13 protein-coding genes are annotated in these 15,833 nt (G+C 45.6%); 4 read left to right on the top strand and 9 right to left on the bottom strand.

The genetic code is table 11. The annotated features are described in order from the left end of the window. Window positions 1–321: 321 nt before the first annotated feature. The 5 genes from PATL_RS04855 to PATL_RS04835 all read right to left on the bottom strand — a co-directional run bounded on the left by PATL_RS04855 (window position 322) and on the right by PATL_RS04835 (window position 5,949). A complete protein-coding gene (locus PATL_RS04855; protein WP_011573838.1) occupies window positions 322–1,083 on the bottom strand; it encodes an SDR family oxidoreductase in 762 nt (253 codons plus the stop codon). 59 nt (window positions 1,084–1,142) lie between these two features. Continuing rightward, the gene (gene mmsB, locus PATL_RS04850) at window positions 1,143–2,063 is read right to left on the bottom strand and encodes a 3-hydroxyisobutyrate dehydrogenase (protein ID WP_011573837.1); all 921 of its coding nucleotides are present in this window, start codon (window positions 2,061–2,063) and stop codon (window positions 1,143–1,145) included. Window positions 2,064–2,065: 2 nt separating this feature from the next. Continuing rightward, complete coding sequence (locus tag PATL_RS04845; RefSeq protein ID WP_011573836.1) at window positions 2,066–3,196, bottom strand: enoyl-CoA hydratase/isomerase family protein; 1,131 nt, start codon at window positions 3,194–3,196, stop codon at window positions 2,066–2,068. A gap of 93 nt (window positions 3,197–3,289) precedes the next feature. Beyond that, window positions 3,290–4,447 (bottom strand): acyl-CoA dehydrogenase family protein, encoded by a 1,158-nt coding sequence (locus PATL_RS04840; protein ID WP_011573835.1) that lies wholly within the window; start codon window positions 4,445–4,447, stop codon window positions 3,290–3,292. 11 nt (window positions 4,448–4,458) lie between these two features. Then, a complete protein-coding gene (locus tag PATL_RS04835; RefSeq protein WP_011573834.1) occupies window positions 4,459–5,949 on the bottom strand; it encodes a CoA-acylating methylmalonate-semialdehyde dehydrogenase in 1,491 nt (496 codons plus the stop codon). A 267-nt stretch (window positions 5,950–6,216) separates the two neighbouring features. On the opposite strand from PATL_RS04835, the gene PATL_RS04830 reads away from it, so the two are divergent. Beyond that, on the top strand, window positions 6,217–7,836 hold the full coding sequence (locus PATL_RS04830; protein WP_011573833.1) for a response regulator: 1,620 nt from the start codon (window positions 6,217–6,219) through the stop codon (window positions 7,834–7,836). A gap of 10 nt (window positions 7,837–7,846) precedes the next feature. On the opposite strand, the gene PATL_RS04825 is transcribed toward PATL_RS04830, so the two are convergent. After that, complete coding sequence (locus PATL_RS04825; RefSeq protein ID WP_011573832.1) at window positions 7,847–8,713, bottom strand: MBL fold metallo-hydrolase; 867 nt, start codon at window positions 8,711–8,713, stop codon at window positions 7,847–7,849. An 86-nt stretch (window positions 8,714–8,799) separates the two neighbouring features. Here PATL_RS04825 and PATL_RS04820 point away from each other — a divergent pair, with 86 nt between their 5' ends. Together PATL_RS04820 and PATL_RS04815 are read left to right on the top strand one after the other, a co-directional pair. Next, a complete protein-coding gene (locus PATL_RS04820; RefSeq protein ID WP_232283287.1) occupies window positions 8,800–9,585 on the top strand; it encodes a sulfite exporter TauE/SafE family protein in 786 nt (261 codons plus the stop codon). A 7-nt stretch (window positions 9,586–9,592) separates the two neighbouring features. After that, window positions 9,593–9,994: a rhodanese-like domain-containing protein gene (locus PATL_RS04815; protein WP_011573830.1), complete on the top strand. Its 402-nt coding sequence runs from the start codon at window positions 9,593–9,595 to the stop codon at window positions 9,992–9,994. 254 nt (window positions 9,995–10,248) lie between these two features. Here PATL_RS04815 and PATL_RS04810 read toward each other — a convergent pair whose 3' ends face one another. Next, window positions 10,249–10,764, bottom strand: coding sequence for a hypothetical protein (locus PATL_RS04810; RefSeq protein ID WP_011573829.1), 516 nt, complete (start codon window positions 10,762–10,764; stop codon window positions 10,249–10,251). 328 nt (window positions 10,765–11,092) lie between these two features. Here PATL_RS04810 and PATL_RS04805 point away from each other — a divergent pair, with 328 nt between their 5' ends. Continuing rightward, window positions 11,093–11,635: an acyloxyacyl hydrolase gene (locus PATL_RS04805; RefSeq protein WP_011573828.1), complete on the top strand. Its 543-nt coding sequence runs from the start codon at window positions 11,093–11,095 to the stop codon at window positions 11,633–11,635. A 93-nt stretch (window positions 11,636–11,728) separates the two neighbouring features. Here PATL_RS04805 and PATL_RS04800 read toward each other — a convergent pair whose 3' ends face one another. Both PATL_RS04800 and PATL_RS04795 read right to left on the bottom strand, forming a co-directional pair. Then, window positions 11,729–12,955 carry a dipeptidase gene (locus PATL_RS04800; RefSeq protein WP_198136259.1) on the bottom strand — a complete coding sequence of 409 codons (1,227 nt, stop codon included), beginning with the start codon at window positions 12,953–12,955 and terminating at the stop codon, window positions 11,729–11,731. Window positions 12,956–12,972: 17 nt separating this feature from the next. Beyond that, window positions 12,973–15,315, bottom strand: coding sequence for a TonB-dependent receptor (locus tag PATL_RS04795; protein ID WP_011573826.1), 2,343 nt, complete (start codon window positions 15,313–15,315; stop codon window positions 12,973–12,975). Window positions 15,316–15,833 lie beyond the last annotated feature (518 nt).

Below are 15,833 nucleotides of genomic sequence, written 5' to 3'. Positions count from 1 at the left end.
ACGTCAAAAATAATATTTCCTAGGAAAACGCTTCAGCAAGAATCAAACCAAAACAGTGAAATATAACTCGTTGATTTTAAAGAATAAAAAAGGAAACAAAACTTACCTACAGTTAAATAGTAAAGAAAACTGACAAATGATAAGTTTAAAATAAGACAGGGTGATTTATTTATATAAATCATAATGATAACGATTGAAAAATAGACAAACGCAGGACTCAACCTAAAATAGTCACCAAGCACATACAAATTAATGCAAAGTGTAAAGACACGTACCTAATATGCTTAGATACGTGTTTGTTGCAGGTAGAATAACCCGTGGTTACACGCGAGTACCGCCATCTAGCTCAATGGTGCGCCCAGTGAAGTAATCGTTTTCAAAAATGTACCTCGCTGTATGCGCAAGTTCCTCTACTTCCGCTAAGCGGCGCATCGGGACGGTATTTAAAAATGCTTGGCGCATCTCAGGGCGCATCTGTGCCGCCATGGCGGTTTCAACTAAACCAGGTGCGATACACCCTGTACGAATACCAAAGCGCGCTAGCTCCTTCGCCCATGAGACTGTCATGGTAGCCACCGCCGCTTTCGACGCTGAATAGTTTGTTTGCCCCATGTTGCCGGCCCGAGACACTGACGAAACGTTAATGATCACCCCATCGCTTTTGCTCTCAATCATTTGCTTCGCCGCTTCACGGCCGCACAAAAAGGTGCCTGTTACGTTAACATCGAGTACTGATTGAAACTGTTCTTTGGACATCTTGCTGACAACCTTGCCCTCTTTCACCTTAAGCAGCATGCCGTCGCGCATGATACCGGCGCTGTTAATCAAACCATTTAGCTGACCAAAGTCCATGCCGATGTCAGCAAACGCGACTTCTACTTCGGCCTCATTTGTAACGTTAACCACGTAATATTCAACTTTAACGCCAAGGCTGCGCAGCTCCTTGGCTGCCTGCTGCAACGCGGCCTCTTGCATATCAATCAAGGCGACACTAGCACCTTGTTGCGCGACTTCTTGTGCCATCGCACGACCTAACCCTTGAGCAGCGCCGGTAATGGCAATAACTGAACCTTCTAATTGCATAATTCTACTATCCTAATGTTGATCAATTTGAATCTAGCTTACCAGTGGATCTCCACATGCTATTTATTTGACGCTGAAAATAACTCGAAAATACTTGAGAAATCACGTTGCCCGCTTCCCTGCATGCTGTGCATGTTGTACAGGTTTTGCGCCATCGCGCCCATGGGCGTGCTGGAATGACTTTTAAGGGCAGTGTCCAACGCTAGGCCTAAATCTTTACGCATCAAATCCACCATAAAACCACCTTTATAATCATTTGATGACGGTACGTTTGGCATCACATCTGGACATGGGTTATATAGCTCTAGTGTCCAGTTTCGCCCTGAGCTTTGTAGCATAATATCTGACATGACTTTTGGATCTAAACCGTTATCAATGGCCATTTGTAAGGCTTCTGACGTGCCCACCATCAATACAGACAACAACATGTTATTGCAGATTTTTGCAATTTGCCCTGCGCCATTTTGTCCTGCATGAAAAATGTTCTTACCCATAGCACTCAGTACAGGTAAAGCCTTTTCATAAGCGGTTTTCTCACCGCCCACAATAAAGGTGAGCGTGCCCGCAGCAGCGCCCGCTGTTCCACCGGACACAGGCGCATCAGCAAACACGATCCCTCTTTCAGCCAACGTTTTGGCAACCAAAATAGAGGTTGCTGCGTCAATAGTACTGGAGTCAATCACTAACGTATTTTGCCCAAGCACATCAATCAAACCTGCAGTGCCGCGCTCGCTGTCTCCTAAATATAAACTTTGCACGTGTTTACCCGCAGGCAGCATGGAAATAACGATATCTGCACCTTTCACAGCATCCTCGGCGCTCTGCGCTGCTCGTGCACCTTGGCTTTCTAATTCCGCAACCGCTTGGGGTACTAAGTCAAAAACACAGACCTTGGCGTGAGCTTTAAGTAAATTGCTCGCCATAGGCCCGCCCATATTACCCAAACCAATAAAGGCGATACTGTAATTTGATAATGACATGATTACTCCTTGGCTAAATCTTGAAGAGGGTGCGCATTTGCTTGCCATGGACTATCAAAAAACCACACCATGGTCTCATTTGGCACCTGGTCAATGCTTGTGTAACGCCACTTTGGCTGATGGTCTTTATCCACCAATAATGCCCTAACCCCTTCTTGGAATTCACCAAACTCACCACAGCGGCATGACATGGTTAATTCCATTTCAAAACATTGGGCCAAGGTCAGGCTTTGCCCGTGTTGAAGCTGCTTGAAAACTAAACTGGCGCTAATAGGCGAGCCCGTTTGCAAGGTCTTTTGTGCTTTACTTAGCCACTTATCGCCTTGTGCATCAAGCCCCATGATCTGATCTGCCACGTCAGCGGCGCTGGTTTTCATAGCAAGTTCATCAAGTGTGCTTTGTAAAGGCTGTACCTTTGCTTCTGGCAGCAATGCCTGATGTTGTTGATGCTGCTTGGCGCATAACACACTCAACTGATCGCTGTTGGCTGCGCTATTATTGCCCCACGGCACGTGCTTCAAACTTTCAAGCCATTGGGGTTTTAAATCATTTGGCATAAAGTAGTCAGCCATATTGACGTACAAGGCATCAGTGGCATTCATACTGGCACCTGTCATGCCTAAAAATAGGCCGCAGCCTGGGGGCATATTATTTAAGAACCAACTGCCGCCCACATCTGGGTATAGCCCAATGCTGATTTCGGGCATGGCAAGACGCGATGTATCGGTCACAATGCGATGACTGCCACCATTCATCAAACCCATACCGCCCCCCATCACGATCCCCGCTCCCCATACAGCGAACGGTTTAGTGTAGGTATGGATCAAGTAATCAAGTTGATATTCTTGGGTGAAAAAGGCCTGCAAAGATTCAGGCATACTTTTAGGCTGGCTTGCCATGGCGTTGTGCATGGCCACTACGTCACCACCGGCACACAACGCTTTCTCGCCGCTGCCATCTAAAAGCACCATGCAGATATTTTCGTCTCGTTGCCACGCTAGCAGTTGCGGCATCAGTAGCTGAATCATGTCCATGTTTAGCGCATTGTGGGCGCTAGGCCGATTAAGCGTAGCATGCCCTATTTTCATGCCGCTGTTGGTAGTAAGCTCTTGAAATATAACGCTGTCAGACACAGTCTACTCCTTTTGTAAGATGCAAATGCAAGCCTTAAAGTACAGACTCTGATATGCAAAAAATCCCGATAGCTCAGGATGTTTATACTCGCTCTACAGTATGCTCCCGGCGTCGTCCGCCAAAAGACGTCGACCCACAATCATGCGCATAATCTCATTAGTTCCTTCCAGAATTTGATGTACCCGCACATCACGTACATGACGCTCTAATGGGTATTCTTGAATGTAGCCGTAGCCACCATGAATTTGCAGGGCTTGATTACACACTTCAAAGCCAATATCGGTGGCAAAACGTTTTGCCATGGCACAATAAGCACTGCGCTCAGGGTCTTTATTGTCCAATTTAAACGCAGCTAGGCGCACCATCTGACGGGCCGCGACCAGTTCGGTTGCCATATCTGCGAGTTTAAATTGCAATGCTTGAAAGGCAGCGAGTGGCTTACCGAATTGCGTACGCTCTTTCATGTAAGCGGTAGCGGTATTCAGAGCCTGCTGAGCAGTACCGATGGAGCATGTCGCAATGTTGACTCGGCCACCATCTAAACCTTGCATAGCGAAACTAAAGCCTTGGCCTTCATCCCCAAGCAAATTGATGTGACTGACGCGCACATTATCAAACGTAATTAAGCGCGTGGGCTGCGCATTCCAGCCCATTTTTTCTTCCGCTTTGCCATAAGTGATACCTTGTGCATCTGCTGGCACTAAAAACGCAGATATCCCTTTAGGGCCTTCTCCGCCGGTGCGAGCCATCACCACTAACACATCGGTTTCACCCGCGCCTGAGATAAACATTTTCGAGCCGTTAAGCACATAATCATCGCCGTCCAACTTGGCACTGGTTCGAAGTGCTGCGGCATCTGAGCCAGAACCTGGCTCTGTTAAGCAATATGACGCCAGTAATTTACCTGTGACCAAATCGGGGCACCACTTGGCTTTTAATGCTGGTTTGCCCCATTTTGCGATCATCCAGGTCGCCATATTGTGAATAGTCATCATGGCCGTGGTGGCAGTGCACCCCATGGATAACTGTTCGAAAATAATTGATGAGTCCAAACGACTTAACCCCAAACCACCGTCTTCTTCACTGGTGTATAGGCCGCAAAAACCTAACTCCCCTGCTTGTTGAATAACGTCTTTCGGGAAATGGTGCTCTTTGTCCCACTTAGCTGCATTAGGGGCTAGGGCTTGCTCTGCAAATTGACGAGCGGTATCCGCAAACGCTTGCTGATCTTCGCTTAAATCAAAGTTCATAATGGGCTCCTTTACTTCAATTCGATAGTCATGTTTGGACCACTAGGAATATCGTTCTCAAACCAACGGGCTGTCACAGTTTTGGTTTCAGTGTAAAAACGTACTGCCTGCTTACCGTAGGCGTGTAAGTCCCCATAGAAAGAATTCTTCCAACCGGTAAACGAAAAAAACGGTAAAGGAACAGGAATAGGTACGTTGATTCCCACTTGGCCAACTTCTATTTCGTGCTGGTATTTGCGCGCTGCAGCGCCGCTAGCGGTGAAAATTGATGTGCCGTTACCAAAGGGATTGCGATTAACCAGCGCGATCGCTTCTTCGAGTGTATCCACTACCATGCAACATAAAACAGGGCCAAAAATTTCCTGTTTATATATTTCCATGTCCGTAGTCACATCGCTAAAAACAGTGGGCCCAACCCAATTACCCTCTTCGTAGCCAGGTAATGTGAAATCGCTACCATCCAATAAACATTTCGCACCTTCATCCTTACCTTGCTGAATAAGTGATAACACGCGGGCTTTTGCCTGCGGGCTAATAAGTGGGCCGTAAGCCGCATCTTTGTCATCCCATAAGCCTGGTTTGACTTGGCCAATCATCTGGGCGAGTTCGTCAATCCACTGACTTGATGCGCCAACAAATACAGCCACAGAAATCGCCATACAACGCTGACCGGCAGCGCCAACTGAAGCCCCGACTAGGTTGTTTAGTACTTGCTTTACGTTGGCATCAGGCATGATCACAGAATGATTTTTAGCACCCGCAAAACACTGTGCCCGTTTCATATTATCGGTTGCTGTTTTATATACATGTTGACCTACAGGGACTGAGCCCACGAATGACACTGCGCGCACATCATCATGGTTAAGCAATTTATTGACTTGATCTTTACCACCGTGAACAACATTTAACACCCCTTTGGGCGCGCCAGCTTCAATAAACAATTCAGCCAAGCGTGTGGGCGTAAGCGGGTCTTGCTCTGACGGTTTAAGAATGAATGTATTGCCACAAGCAACAGCCATCGGGAACATCCACAGCGGGATCATCGCAGGGAAGTTAAATGGCGTGATCCCTAGGCACACACCCAGCGGTTGAATATAGCTGTAGGTGTCTATACCACGAGCCACATTTTCCGCGGTCTCCCCCATCATCATTGAGGGCGCGTTCATGGCTTGCTCAACGACTTCAATCCCCCGCCACACGTCACCTTTTGCATCATCAAAGGTCTTGCCGGTTTCACTGCTCAGTAACGTGGCAATTTCATCATGATGCTCTTTTAACAATTGCTGGTAGCGCATCATCACGCGAGCACGCTCAGGCACAGGTACTTCTCGCCACGTTAAAAAGGCTTCTTTGGCACTGGCCACCGCGGCTTCTAGTTCAGCGTCAGTGGCAATGGGCGCCTTGGCGATGACAGAATTATTCGCAGGATTGGTAACGTCGATAAATTGCTGCGATTGGGATGAAATAAACTCACCGTTGATAAGTAAAGGAACGTGTTGCATAAGTAGCCCTATTTAAAGCGCTTTGATTTTAACGGCAAACCAAAACTGTTAACAAAGTGTTATCAAGATTACCAAACAATTTACCTTTACGTTAACGTCAGTTCAATAATTTATTCTATTAACTGACAACTTCTGTATACATAGCTATGGTATTTCAGCAAACTAGGCCTCTAATGTTTCCCTTAAGCAAATAACGACACGTATTCTTTTTCCTTGCTATGCTACTGATTATGATGAAAAAAGATTTTAAAATCCGAAAGGCCCTTCATGTCACTAAGTGATATCAAAGTCGCTATTGTTGAAGACAATGGCATGGCTCGTATCAACCTGCGCAATCATTTAATGGAAATGGGCTTTAGCGAAATCGGCTGTTTTAGCAACGGTCGGGAGTTAAAAGCCCACGCACGCCTGCGTCGCATCGATTTGTTAATAATGGATTATCATTTAGGCCAAAACAAAAATGGCGTAGAAGTGGTACAAGAATTACAAGAGCTGGGATTATTAAAAAGCTCTACCAGTATTATTTTTATCACCTCAGATCGCTTACCTATGATAGTGGGTCAAATCGTCGATGTGCACCCTGACGCACTTGTCATCAAACCGTATACCATTCGCAGTATCGAAAAAAACATTTCCGCATGTTTGAATTTTCACCACTATTTAATGCCCGTTTTCAAACTCATGGACGAAGACGAATTCGCTCACGCGTTAGATAAGTTAAATTACATGCTTGAGCGCAACAGCCGCCCTCGCATGCGCAGTCAAATGGTTAAGCTGCAGGCGCGTTTACTCATAAAAGTAAAGCGCTTCAAAGAAGCCGCAAGCGTGTACAACGATGTACTTCGCGGCTCAAACAAAATCATTTGGGCCAAGTGGGGGCTGATCCAGAGCCTGTATTTAGATGGTCAAATAAAGCAAAGTGAAGACATGCTTTTGGCACTCACGGGGACTCAGCTCACCAGTGATAAAGCCCGGGAGTGGCTAGCGCGAATTTGTATCGACGCCAACCAATATGCTCAAGCAGAAGATCACATCAACGCAATTCGCGAAGGTGAGATGTCGGTCTCTGCTGCTCGCCTCAAAGCTTATATATATCAAGCCCAAGAGCGCAATGACGAAGCGATTCAATTACTTGAGAAAAAGCGAGAGTCGAATCGTGGCATCCGAGAACGTTACGATGAGCTATCTCTAGATTTAGCCCGATGTTATTTGCAAGAAGCTGAGGGTAAAAAAGCCAATGAGCGAGAGAAAACCCTGCAAGTCGCAAAATTTTTGATTGGCTCGGCTGGACGTAAAAACTTGGATCAAAAATTAATCATTAAAAAAGATTTTTTGTATGCGGCAGCAGCTGTCATGGCGGGAAATATAGAGAAAGCCTCAGAGCTTCTCAATCGTGAGGGCATGGATGACATGACCGATAGCGACGTCCTGCAGATGACAGATGCTATTTCCGCGTGGAAAGGCGTAGGTAACGATGAAAAAGCCTCAGAAATATTAGCCTTGTGCAAGATGCGCCTTTCTCAACTAGACGATGGCAATGAGACTACCGTTGCCAACATGCAGGTGGTGAAACGTGAAGAGAGCATTGGCGAACGCCGGCCTGAAGCAATGAAGTTAAACAAAACAGGCTTAGAACATTACATAAAGCAGGACTATCAAAAAGCCACACGGGATTTTTACCAAGCCTATTTACTCTTTCCTCGAGAGGTGGCCTTTAGTTTAAATCTGCTTCAAAGCTTAGTTGAAGCTGAACAAGGGGCTTATAAAACGATTAATACACGGCAGTTTTTATCTGAACTTTCCCGTCGCCAAATGGCCCCTAACAATCAAAAACGTTTGGAAGATATCGCTAAAAAAGTCGAAAAGTCCCCGAAAATTTTTAGCTAATTCTTTTAGGCTACTGTGTTTTATCCGTCAGCGGAATAGACATATAACGCAGCCCGTTACTCTGCTTTTGAGGTAACTTCCCTGCTTGCAAGTTGACTTGCAGGGAGGGATACAGCAGTTTCGGCACCGCCAGCGTAGCATCTCGTTTGTTGCGAAGCGCCACGTACTGCGCCTTATCTATTTGATTATTCACATGAATATTCGCCGCTTGGCTTTGCGCCACTGTCGTTTGATATTGTAGCTCTCTGTTGTCGGGCTGGTAATCATGACATACCCAAATTTTGTAATGTGCCGGTAAGTGATGAAGGCGGTTTATGCTGTCCCATAACAACCCTGCATCGCCCCCAGGGAAATCACATCTTGCCGTGCCACCGTCAGGCATAAATAGCGTGTCGCCGACGAAGACATTGTCATCAATAATGTAACTAAGGCTGTCACTTGTGTGACCTGGCGTACTCATGCACACCAGCGTGGCTGAGCCAAACTGCAATGACTCACCGTCTTGTAATAATTTGTCGAACGCGTCAAAGCGATGGCCTTCCTCAGGTGGAAAATTGAACGTCTTAGCAAAGCGTGCTTCCACCGCCTTAATCCCTTCCCCTATACACGTTTTAACGCCTGTTTTTGAGTGTAAATAATGGGCAGCACTTAAGTGATCTGCATGGGCATGGGTGTCTAATATCCAGTCCAACGTTAGCTGATTTTCGTGCAGAAATGCCAATTGCTTATCAGCAAAAGTAGAGGACACTTCCCCTGAAAAGAGATCAAAGTCTAAAACGCTGTCGATGATCACTGCGTGCTTGCGTTCACTGTCTGACACTATATAACTGACTGTGCCCGTTGCATCATGATAAAAACCATTTACTTGAACTGTCATAAATTACCTCTTGCTAATTTGCACAACAATATCGTATATTGTAAATATACAATATTAATCAAAGTTTGTACAAGTTTATGTTTCTGATGTTGCTATTAAGCGCAGGGTTAATCGGGCTAAGTCTAGGGCTGTTAGGTGCGGGAGGCTCCATTTTAACTGTGCCTGCCCTGACCTTATTTTTGGGGCTAGATGAAAAAAGCGCTATTACCAGCTCGATGCTAATAGTGGGCCTTATCTCAGCAGTGGGCGGTATCAAAGCCTATCGAAATCGGCAGTTAGATTTATCGATCCTTGTTAGCTTCGGCATTGTTAGCTTGCCTTTTGCTGCAGTGGGCGCGCGTCTAGGCATATGGCTCCCTCAAGGTAGTCAAACCCTGTTGTTGGTGGCCATTATGTGCATTGCTGCTTATAAAATGTTTGCCGGGACTGTCCGCGCGGGCTCAGACAATTCTTCATCTTCCCATACCGCTTCAATGGCTACGTCTGTTTCTGCGCCCCCACCGAGCAAGCGCAATCTACTCATCGCCGCAGCCTCTGTGGGGTTGATAACAGGTGTGGTCGGTGTGGGCGGTGGTTTTTTAATTGTTCCCGCTTTGGTGTTTTTTACCGGTGTAAACATGCAAAAAGCAGTCGCAAATAGTTTAGTGCTTATCGTAATCAACGCATTTACCGCTTTTACCACCATCGCGGCAGGTGGGCACGGTGTTGAGCTAAACGGCATCATCATTATCACCATGGCCAGTATCGGCTCTATTTGTGTGCTGGCTGGGCAAAGCATTTCATCTCATTTGGACCAGCGAATACTCAAACGAGGATTTTCCACTTTGATCGTACTTGTTGCCATTTGGCTGTTAATCAACTTACTTTACTGAGGTATCAATGATGCAAAACCGTGTATTAGATTATTCCCAATATATCCAACAAGTGCGACAAACCATCAAAGAAGTGACGTGCGAAGAATACGCCAAAGATCCCAGCGTTTATCCCGTACTGATTGATGTGCGCGAGGATGAAGAATGTCAGTTGGGTGTGCTGCCGGGTGCGCATATAATTCCTCGTGGGCTACTTGAGGCTAAGCTAAGTGGGGTGGCTATTGGTCATGGCGAAATCGAGCCGTTAGACTGGTTAGCCCAACGCAATATACTGCTATATTGTCGCACGGGAGGGCGTTCCGCGCTGGCGGCACAATCGCTGACGCGTATGGGGTTCACCCATATCTACTCACTCGCAGGGGGAACCCAGCGCTGGTGTGAACTTGGCTATGCTATTGCTCAAGAATAAGTACGAAGCACATGCCATTCGTTGTAGTGTGTTAACTAATAAAGGTGTCAACTAATAAGTGTGTTAACTAATAAGTGTGTTAACTAATAAGTGTGTCAACTAATAAGAATGTTAACTAATAAGAATGTTAACTAATAAGAGTGATAGATAACCAGCGTGTTGAATAAAACACGTTTGCATCAAAGCGTAAACCAAGTGCTAGCGCAATGGCTAACAGCAATAAGCAGTTTTAACGGTGAGTGCTTGCGCTTGCGTTAAGGGTATAACTTGACGATACCGCTTTTTCCTTCCCAGTCCCCCACCATCCATATTTGTTCAAAGGGGTGTGCTGGGGGCACATCAATTTCATGCTGCAACGCTTCAATTTGCTCACGATCCCAAGCCGGGTGCGCATTACGGATAACCAGCCAAACACGTTCAGAGCGGTAATACTTGCCTGACTTATTAAGCAATATTCTGTTCAACGCTTTAACCAAACGCGCCTCAGGCTCGGTATGTGCTGTTAGCTGCCTAAGCTCGGCGCATGTTTTGTCATCAAGGTGACGTCCTAAAATCTGTTTTGCTTCTAGCTCAGTTCCGTATAAATGCGCAATTTCGAGATCTAAGCGTTTACCGTCTAACTTACATGACACATCAGGTTTTCTAGGCTTATTATGCCAAAGATGCCTGATTTCATGGCCGCTTTCACGTTCATAACAACGCATAAAAATTTTAGCCGCCTGATGTTCAAGCCCAACCTTTTCTTGCTCGCTACAACTGAGCTGCTTCACGCGTTTCTCCCGATATTGTGCTTCGTTTCATTTAAAACCATTTTCAATAGGTAATTTCGCAAGACCCACTATTTTATTTCAATCATGAACCAGCCCTTGAATATTTACCCCATGCAGTTAGACACTAGGTTAATGCTCTGTTTAACAAGTAAATAAATATAATCAAAATACTGAATTAATGTACACATTCTTTAAATAGGCTATTAAAAACAATAATAATTCGATATTACCGAACGGTAAAGTCGATTTATTGCAGCAATAAAACTATTTTTTTTGATTTTTCGTCCCTATCTAGTAGTCACACATTAACTTAGCTAGAGACACACACATGCGTACACTCCTTATTATTATTGCCTTACTCGGCAGCTACTTTGTTACCCCTTCTGCTCACGCCGCAAAGCAAGGTATCGCGGTTGATTACCTTTTAGGCTCAGATGACATTCAAGGCATACGATTAGCTTATCGCCCTTATGCAACACAGTTAACACAAATTAAATGGTTGGGAAATTTAGACATTTACTGGGAAGTCAGTATGAACTTCTGGGAAGTGGGTGAGCAGAACCGCCATGAAACAAACTACGCTGTAGCGATATCACCGGTCATTTCTAAGCAGTTCGCGACCATCGCCAACAAATATCCCCTAAGATGGGAGTTCGGTATCGGTGTTTCGTTAGTAGAAGACACCCGGTTTGCAGGTAAAGATATTGGCTCTCACTATCAGTTTGAAGACCGCTTGGGCTTAGTGACCGATTTTGGTGAGAACATGAATCACTCAGTGGCATTACGCTACATGCACTATTCGAATGGCGGGTTGAACGATCATAACCCAGGCGTGGACTTTCTTAACGTGTCATACGCGGTGTACTTTTAGTGGTTACCTTTACAGCGTCAACACATCGCAAACGGCTCGCCCAAAAGCTTAGCTAAAGTGGGCGAGCGTATTACTGAGTTACCCTAGCACGTGCTATTTGCTATCATTTTTTACACTTTCAGCATAATCATGAGCTTGTTGTAACACTCTAAGGGCATTGCCGCCCCAAATATCTGCTAAGTCGCTTTTGCTGTAGCCTTCATCAAGTAGACGTTTTGTGATCTTAGGTAGATTAACCACATCCATCATGTCATCAACACCACCGCCGCCATCCCAGTCTGCGCCAATACCAACATGCTTAGGCCCAACAACATTTAATGCATGAAGAAAGTGTTCCATATACACTTCAAACGATGCTTTAACAGCGGGATGCTCATGATCGATTTCTCGTCGTTTCTCGAGTAACACACTGCGCTCACTTCCCTCTTTAACTAACTTCATCAGCCCTTTATAGGCTTCTTTACGCTGTGGATCGTCAGGCAATTTTTCAAGGTACTCACTGTACGCATTCATCTGAATAACACCGCCGGACTCAGCTAGCTGTTTAAGCAAAGCATCGTCAACGTTACGCGGATGATCGTAAATCGCTTTACTGCCAGTGTGCGACAAAATAATCGGTGTCTTTGACAAACGGATCATGTCTTTTACCGTTTCATCATGAGCATGGGAGCCATCAAGCACAATCCCTAAACGATTAGCCTCTGCTACCAGCTCTTCGCCTAAAGGCGATAATCCATCCCACTGTGTGCCACCGGGATCGGTGGAGCTATCACCAAACTGATTGTTTTTGAAATGCACTGGGCCTGCCATACGCAAACCAAACTTATAGAATGTTTCAAGCAAGCTAATATCCGTCCCTAGCGGGTAGGCATTTTCCATGCTCATGTACACAATATGCTTGCTGTTCTTCTTTATTTTTGCGGCATCAGCAGATTCAGTGGCAAATTCAAACACTTGTGGGTTTGCCGACACCATAGTACGAATCGCCAAAGCACGCAGTAAGGCGGTATCACGACTTTGCTCATAGCCCCCTTTGGTCAGCTCACCTTGGGGAGAATACACAGCCCAAAAGCCACCATCCAATGCGCCTTCTTGCATACGCGGCACATCCACCTGAGAATAATCATGCCCATAGGAATGCCGTTCAAGAATATTAAAGCCAGGCACAACCAGATTTGCCGGTGTATCCAGGTGGGTATCCAAAGTGATTAAGCTGCGCTGAATAGCCGTTGCATCTTCTATTGATACAGCGGCATTTGCTGCCTGACAGCACAATAAACCAAGAGTAATGGAAAGCACCTTTTTATTAAATTTATACATATGTTTACTCATATTTATTAAAACGCCACGGTTAGAGAGGCTTGAAAATTACGTGGATTAAGCGGGCGATAAAAGGCCGAGCCGACAAACGCAAAGGACAACACTTCTTCGTCAAATAAGTTGTCCACATTGAAGCGAAGACTCACGTTTTCCGGCATACCAAACGGATTGACGCCGCCTAAATCCACGTACGCGCTGACAATAGTGTAACTGTCCATCGAATAGGTTTCAGCGTAATCGGTAAATCGGCTCCCCGTATACTTTGCTGACATATTCGCCACTAACCACTCTGTTGGCTCATACGTGATCCCAGCGGTCATCAACCATTCTGGGCTGTCCGCTAAGCGGCTTCCTTCGGGATTACTGCCAAAACCATCAGCCAAGGTAGCATCTTTGTAAGATATGTTAGCGTTCAAATACAGCTGCTTGTTAAATGCCTCGGGTTGATAGACACCACTTAACTCAAAACCATAGGCTTCTGATGCGCCGCCGTTGATGTAGAAACTTTCTGGTTGCTGAGTCGCGGGGTTAAAAACGTTGCTGGCAAACAGGCGGTTATCGAATCGCGTGTAGAAAAGTGCCAATGCGGCATTAAACGTTTCTTGATTGGTTCGGTAACCCACTTCAAAGTTATCTGCTTCTTCCCCCTCAGGTGTTTCAGGCTCAAAACTCAAGGCGTTATCGTAAATATCGTCGGTGCCGCTGGGTAGCGCATAGTTTTTAGAGTAAGAAGCAAAGACTTGATCCGTGTCATTTACGCTGTACACAGCGCCGATAGAAGGTAAAAAGTGTTTACTGAACTCTCCACCGACAGATTGCGGACCATAGCCAGCTTCACTGTTTATTTCATAATCCGCATAATCTCGATAGCCATCTAGGGTGTAATCCACACTTAAAGACTTAATACCCAGCTCTAGCTTTAACGCATCATCGAGTAAGCTTATGGTGTCTTTCAGGTAAAACTGAGTGGTTTCTCGTACTGCAGTATAATCACGTCTGTAATAGGCAACTTCATCCCAAATCACGTCCCCATCGACGCTACCGCCGGTTTTGTTCAAGCGTTGTTGGGTTCGATTGTAGGTGTCTTTTTCTTGCCAACCACCAAACTCAATCACATTGTTTTCAAGCTCTAAGGTAAAATCAGCCACAAAGCCTTTACGATCACCGCCCACCGAAGAAAGTCCATATTGCACCCCGCGCGGGTGCACTACATCAAGCCCTGCTGCGGCTTGGCGTTCATAAATACCCAAGGTATTTGTATAGGAATCAGGTGATACGCCGTACCCATCCTTGTCTTCAAAGTAATAGGTACCGGCAAACTGCAGATTGTCGGTTAAGTAAGTTTCAAGTTGCAAAGAGTAGAGTTGATCGTCTCGTACATTCACTCTGTCTTCATAGTAACTTGTACAATTGCTACCAGTGAATACAGGGGTGAAGTCGCTATCATTTATCGAGCCATCTTGATTGAAATCATATACTTGTGGCATCGCCCCGATACAACCTTCGGGGATCGATTCTAGGTAGCTGTAGTAATAGTCGTTATCAAACGTGGCTTCGGTGCCAGAGGGTGAGTCATAGTCGAAAAAGTCGTTTGAAACATAATTAAATGACAGTTTGGTATCAGCACTAAACGCGTAAACCGCTTTGGCCTCAATATGTTCTCGGTCAATGGTGCCGGGGCCGCGCCATAAATCACTGTCGGTTTTTGAGCGGCTCACAAACGCTTTAAAACCATTGAGATCACCCGTTTCTAATTTAATGAACGAGCGCTGTAAATCGTCATCTCCCACGGTTAGTGACATCATACCGCCCATCTCATCTGATGGGTCAACCGAGTAGTAAGACGCGATAGGGCCAAGTGTGGAATAACTAGGCGCTGACACATCTCCTGCACCGGGTGAAGCAACTACAGAGGCTAAGTTCTCGTTGTCCACGTATCTGAAAATCGGACTACCACCAAATGCGTCTGAACGCCCCATCGGCACGCCATTTAATACGAAGCCCATTTGGCTTAAGTTAAACGCTCGCACATTGACCGAGTTACCAAATTCATATAAACCCAGAGCCCCATCTGTTTGCACGTTAAAACCCGGTAGACTCTCAAGCATTTTTAAGCCTGAAATTCCCCCAGGGGCTGACAGCAATGCTTCACGGGTCACGGCCAGCGTGTTAGTTACCTCGCCCGTTCCTATCGCCACTTCGGTTTCAGATATTCGGCGGCCCATCACCTGAATTTTTTCAGGCGCATCTTCCATTGCATTGTCATCAACCTCTTGGGCTAATACAGGGTTAACGGTGAATAACGCGGCAAGCGACACGCTAAGTAAAGTAGGACGAAAATATTGGTTGGCTGTTTTCATGTGCGTGGTTCCTGGTCTATTTACATTGGTGTTAGCTACTTTCAAATACCATTTCGTGGAATAGCGTTTCGATAAATACCTTCTGCGAGGATTAACCAACCCATCACAATAAATGTACCAATCGGATTAAAAGTGCTTGTAAAAAATCAACCGAGGCACGAAAACACACGTTTTTACTGCGATTGAACACAGATCTGACGAGTAAATAAACCTTAAACAAAAGATGGTACTGACGTACCACGGTCAACCGAATACCCAACCCCTGCACCACAAAGAATAAAAACGCACCAAAAATGCAAATTGTAACAAATAATAAATTCGGGCAATATAATTGGCGAAAACCCCGTATTTATTAGCCTGAGCAAGGTCTAACCAGTACTAGAAGTGATTGCGCGGCGTGCAAAACAGGTCGAAACTGAGCTGTTAATTCAATCGCGACATTCCTACAAAGCAATAAGAAGGGATAACCCCTCGAGCATATGCAGGTCCGTCATTTGGGAAATTAACAAGAACGCGAT

Origin of the sequence: Paraglaciecola sp. T6c, from assembly GCF_000014225.1 — a bacterium.
Classification (GTDB): domain Bacteria; phylum Pseudomonadota; class Gammaproteobacteria; order Enterobacterales; family Alteromonadaceae; genus Paraglaciecola; species Paraglaciecola atlantica_A.
This window is presented reverse-complemented; position numbering and strand designations above follow the sequence as displayed.

Bases quoted from the DNA above. Each gene is read 5' to 3' on its own strand.
- PATL_RS04855 (WP_011573838.1), bottom strand. From the start codon at position 1,083: ATGCAATTAGAAGGTTCAGTTATTGCCATTACCGGCGCTGCTCAAGGG.
- mmsB (WP_011573837.1), bottom strand. From the start codon at position 2,063: ATGTCATTATCAAATTACAGTATCGCCTTTATTGGTTTGGGTAATATG.
- PATL_RS04840 (WP_011573835.1), bottom strand. From the start codon at position 4,447: ATGAACTTTGATTTAAGCGAAGATCAGCAAGCGTTTGCGGATACCGCT.
- PATL_RS04835 (WP_011573834.1), bottom strand. From the start codon at position 5,949: ATGCAACACGTTCCTTTACTTATCAACGGTGAGTTTATTTCATCCCAA.
- PATL_RS04830 (WP_011573833.1), top strand. From the start codon at position 6,217: ATGTCACTAAGTGATATCAAAGTCGCTATTGTTGAAGACAATGGCATG.
- PATL_RS04825 (WP_011573832.1), bottom strand. From the start codon at position 8,713: ATGACAGTTCAAGTAAATGGTTTTTATCATGATGCAACGGGCACAGTC.
- PATL_RS04820 (WP_232283287.1), top strand. From the start codon at position 8,800: ATGTTGCTATTAAGCGCAGGGTTAATCGGGCTAAGTCTAGGGCTGTTA.
- PATL_RS04815 (WP_011573830.1), top strand. From the start codon at position 9,593: ATGATGCAAAACCGTGTATTAGATTATTCCCAATATATCCAACAAGTG.
- PATL_RS04805 (WP_011573828.1), top strand. From the start codon at position 11,093: ATGCGTACACTCCTTATTATTATTGCCTTACTCGGCAGCTACTTTGTT.
- PATL_RS04800 (WP_198136259.1), bottom strand. From the start codon at position 12,955: ATGTATAAATTTAATAAAAAGGTGCTTTCCATTACTCTTGGTTTATTG.
- PATL_RS04795 (WP_011573826.1), bottom strand. From the start codon at position 15,315: ATGAAAACAGCCAACCAATATTTTCGTCCTACTTTACTTAGCGTGTCG.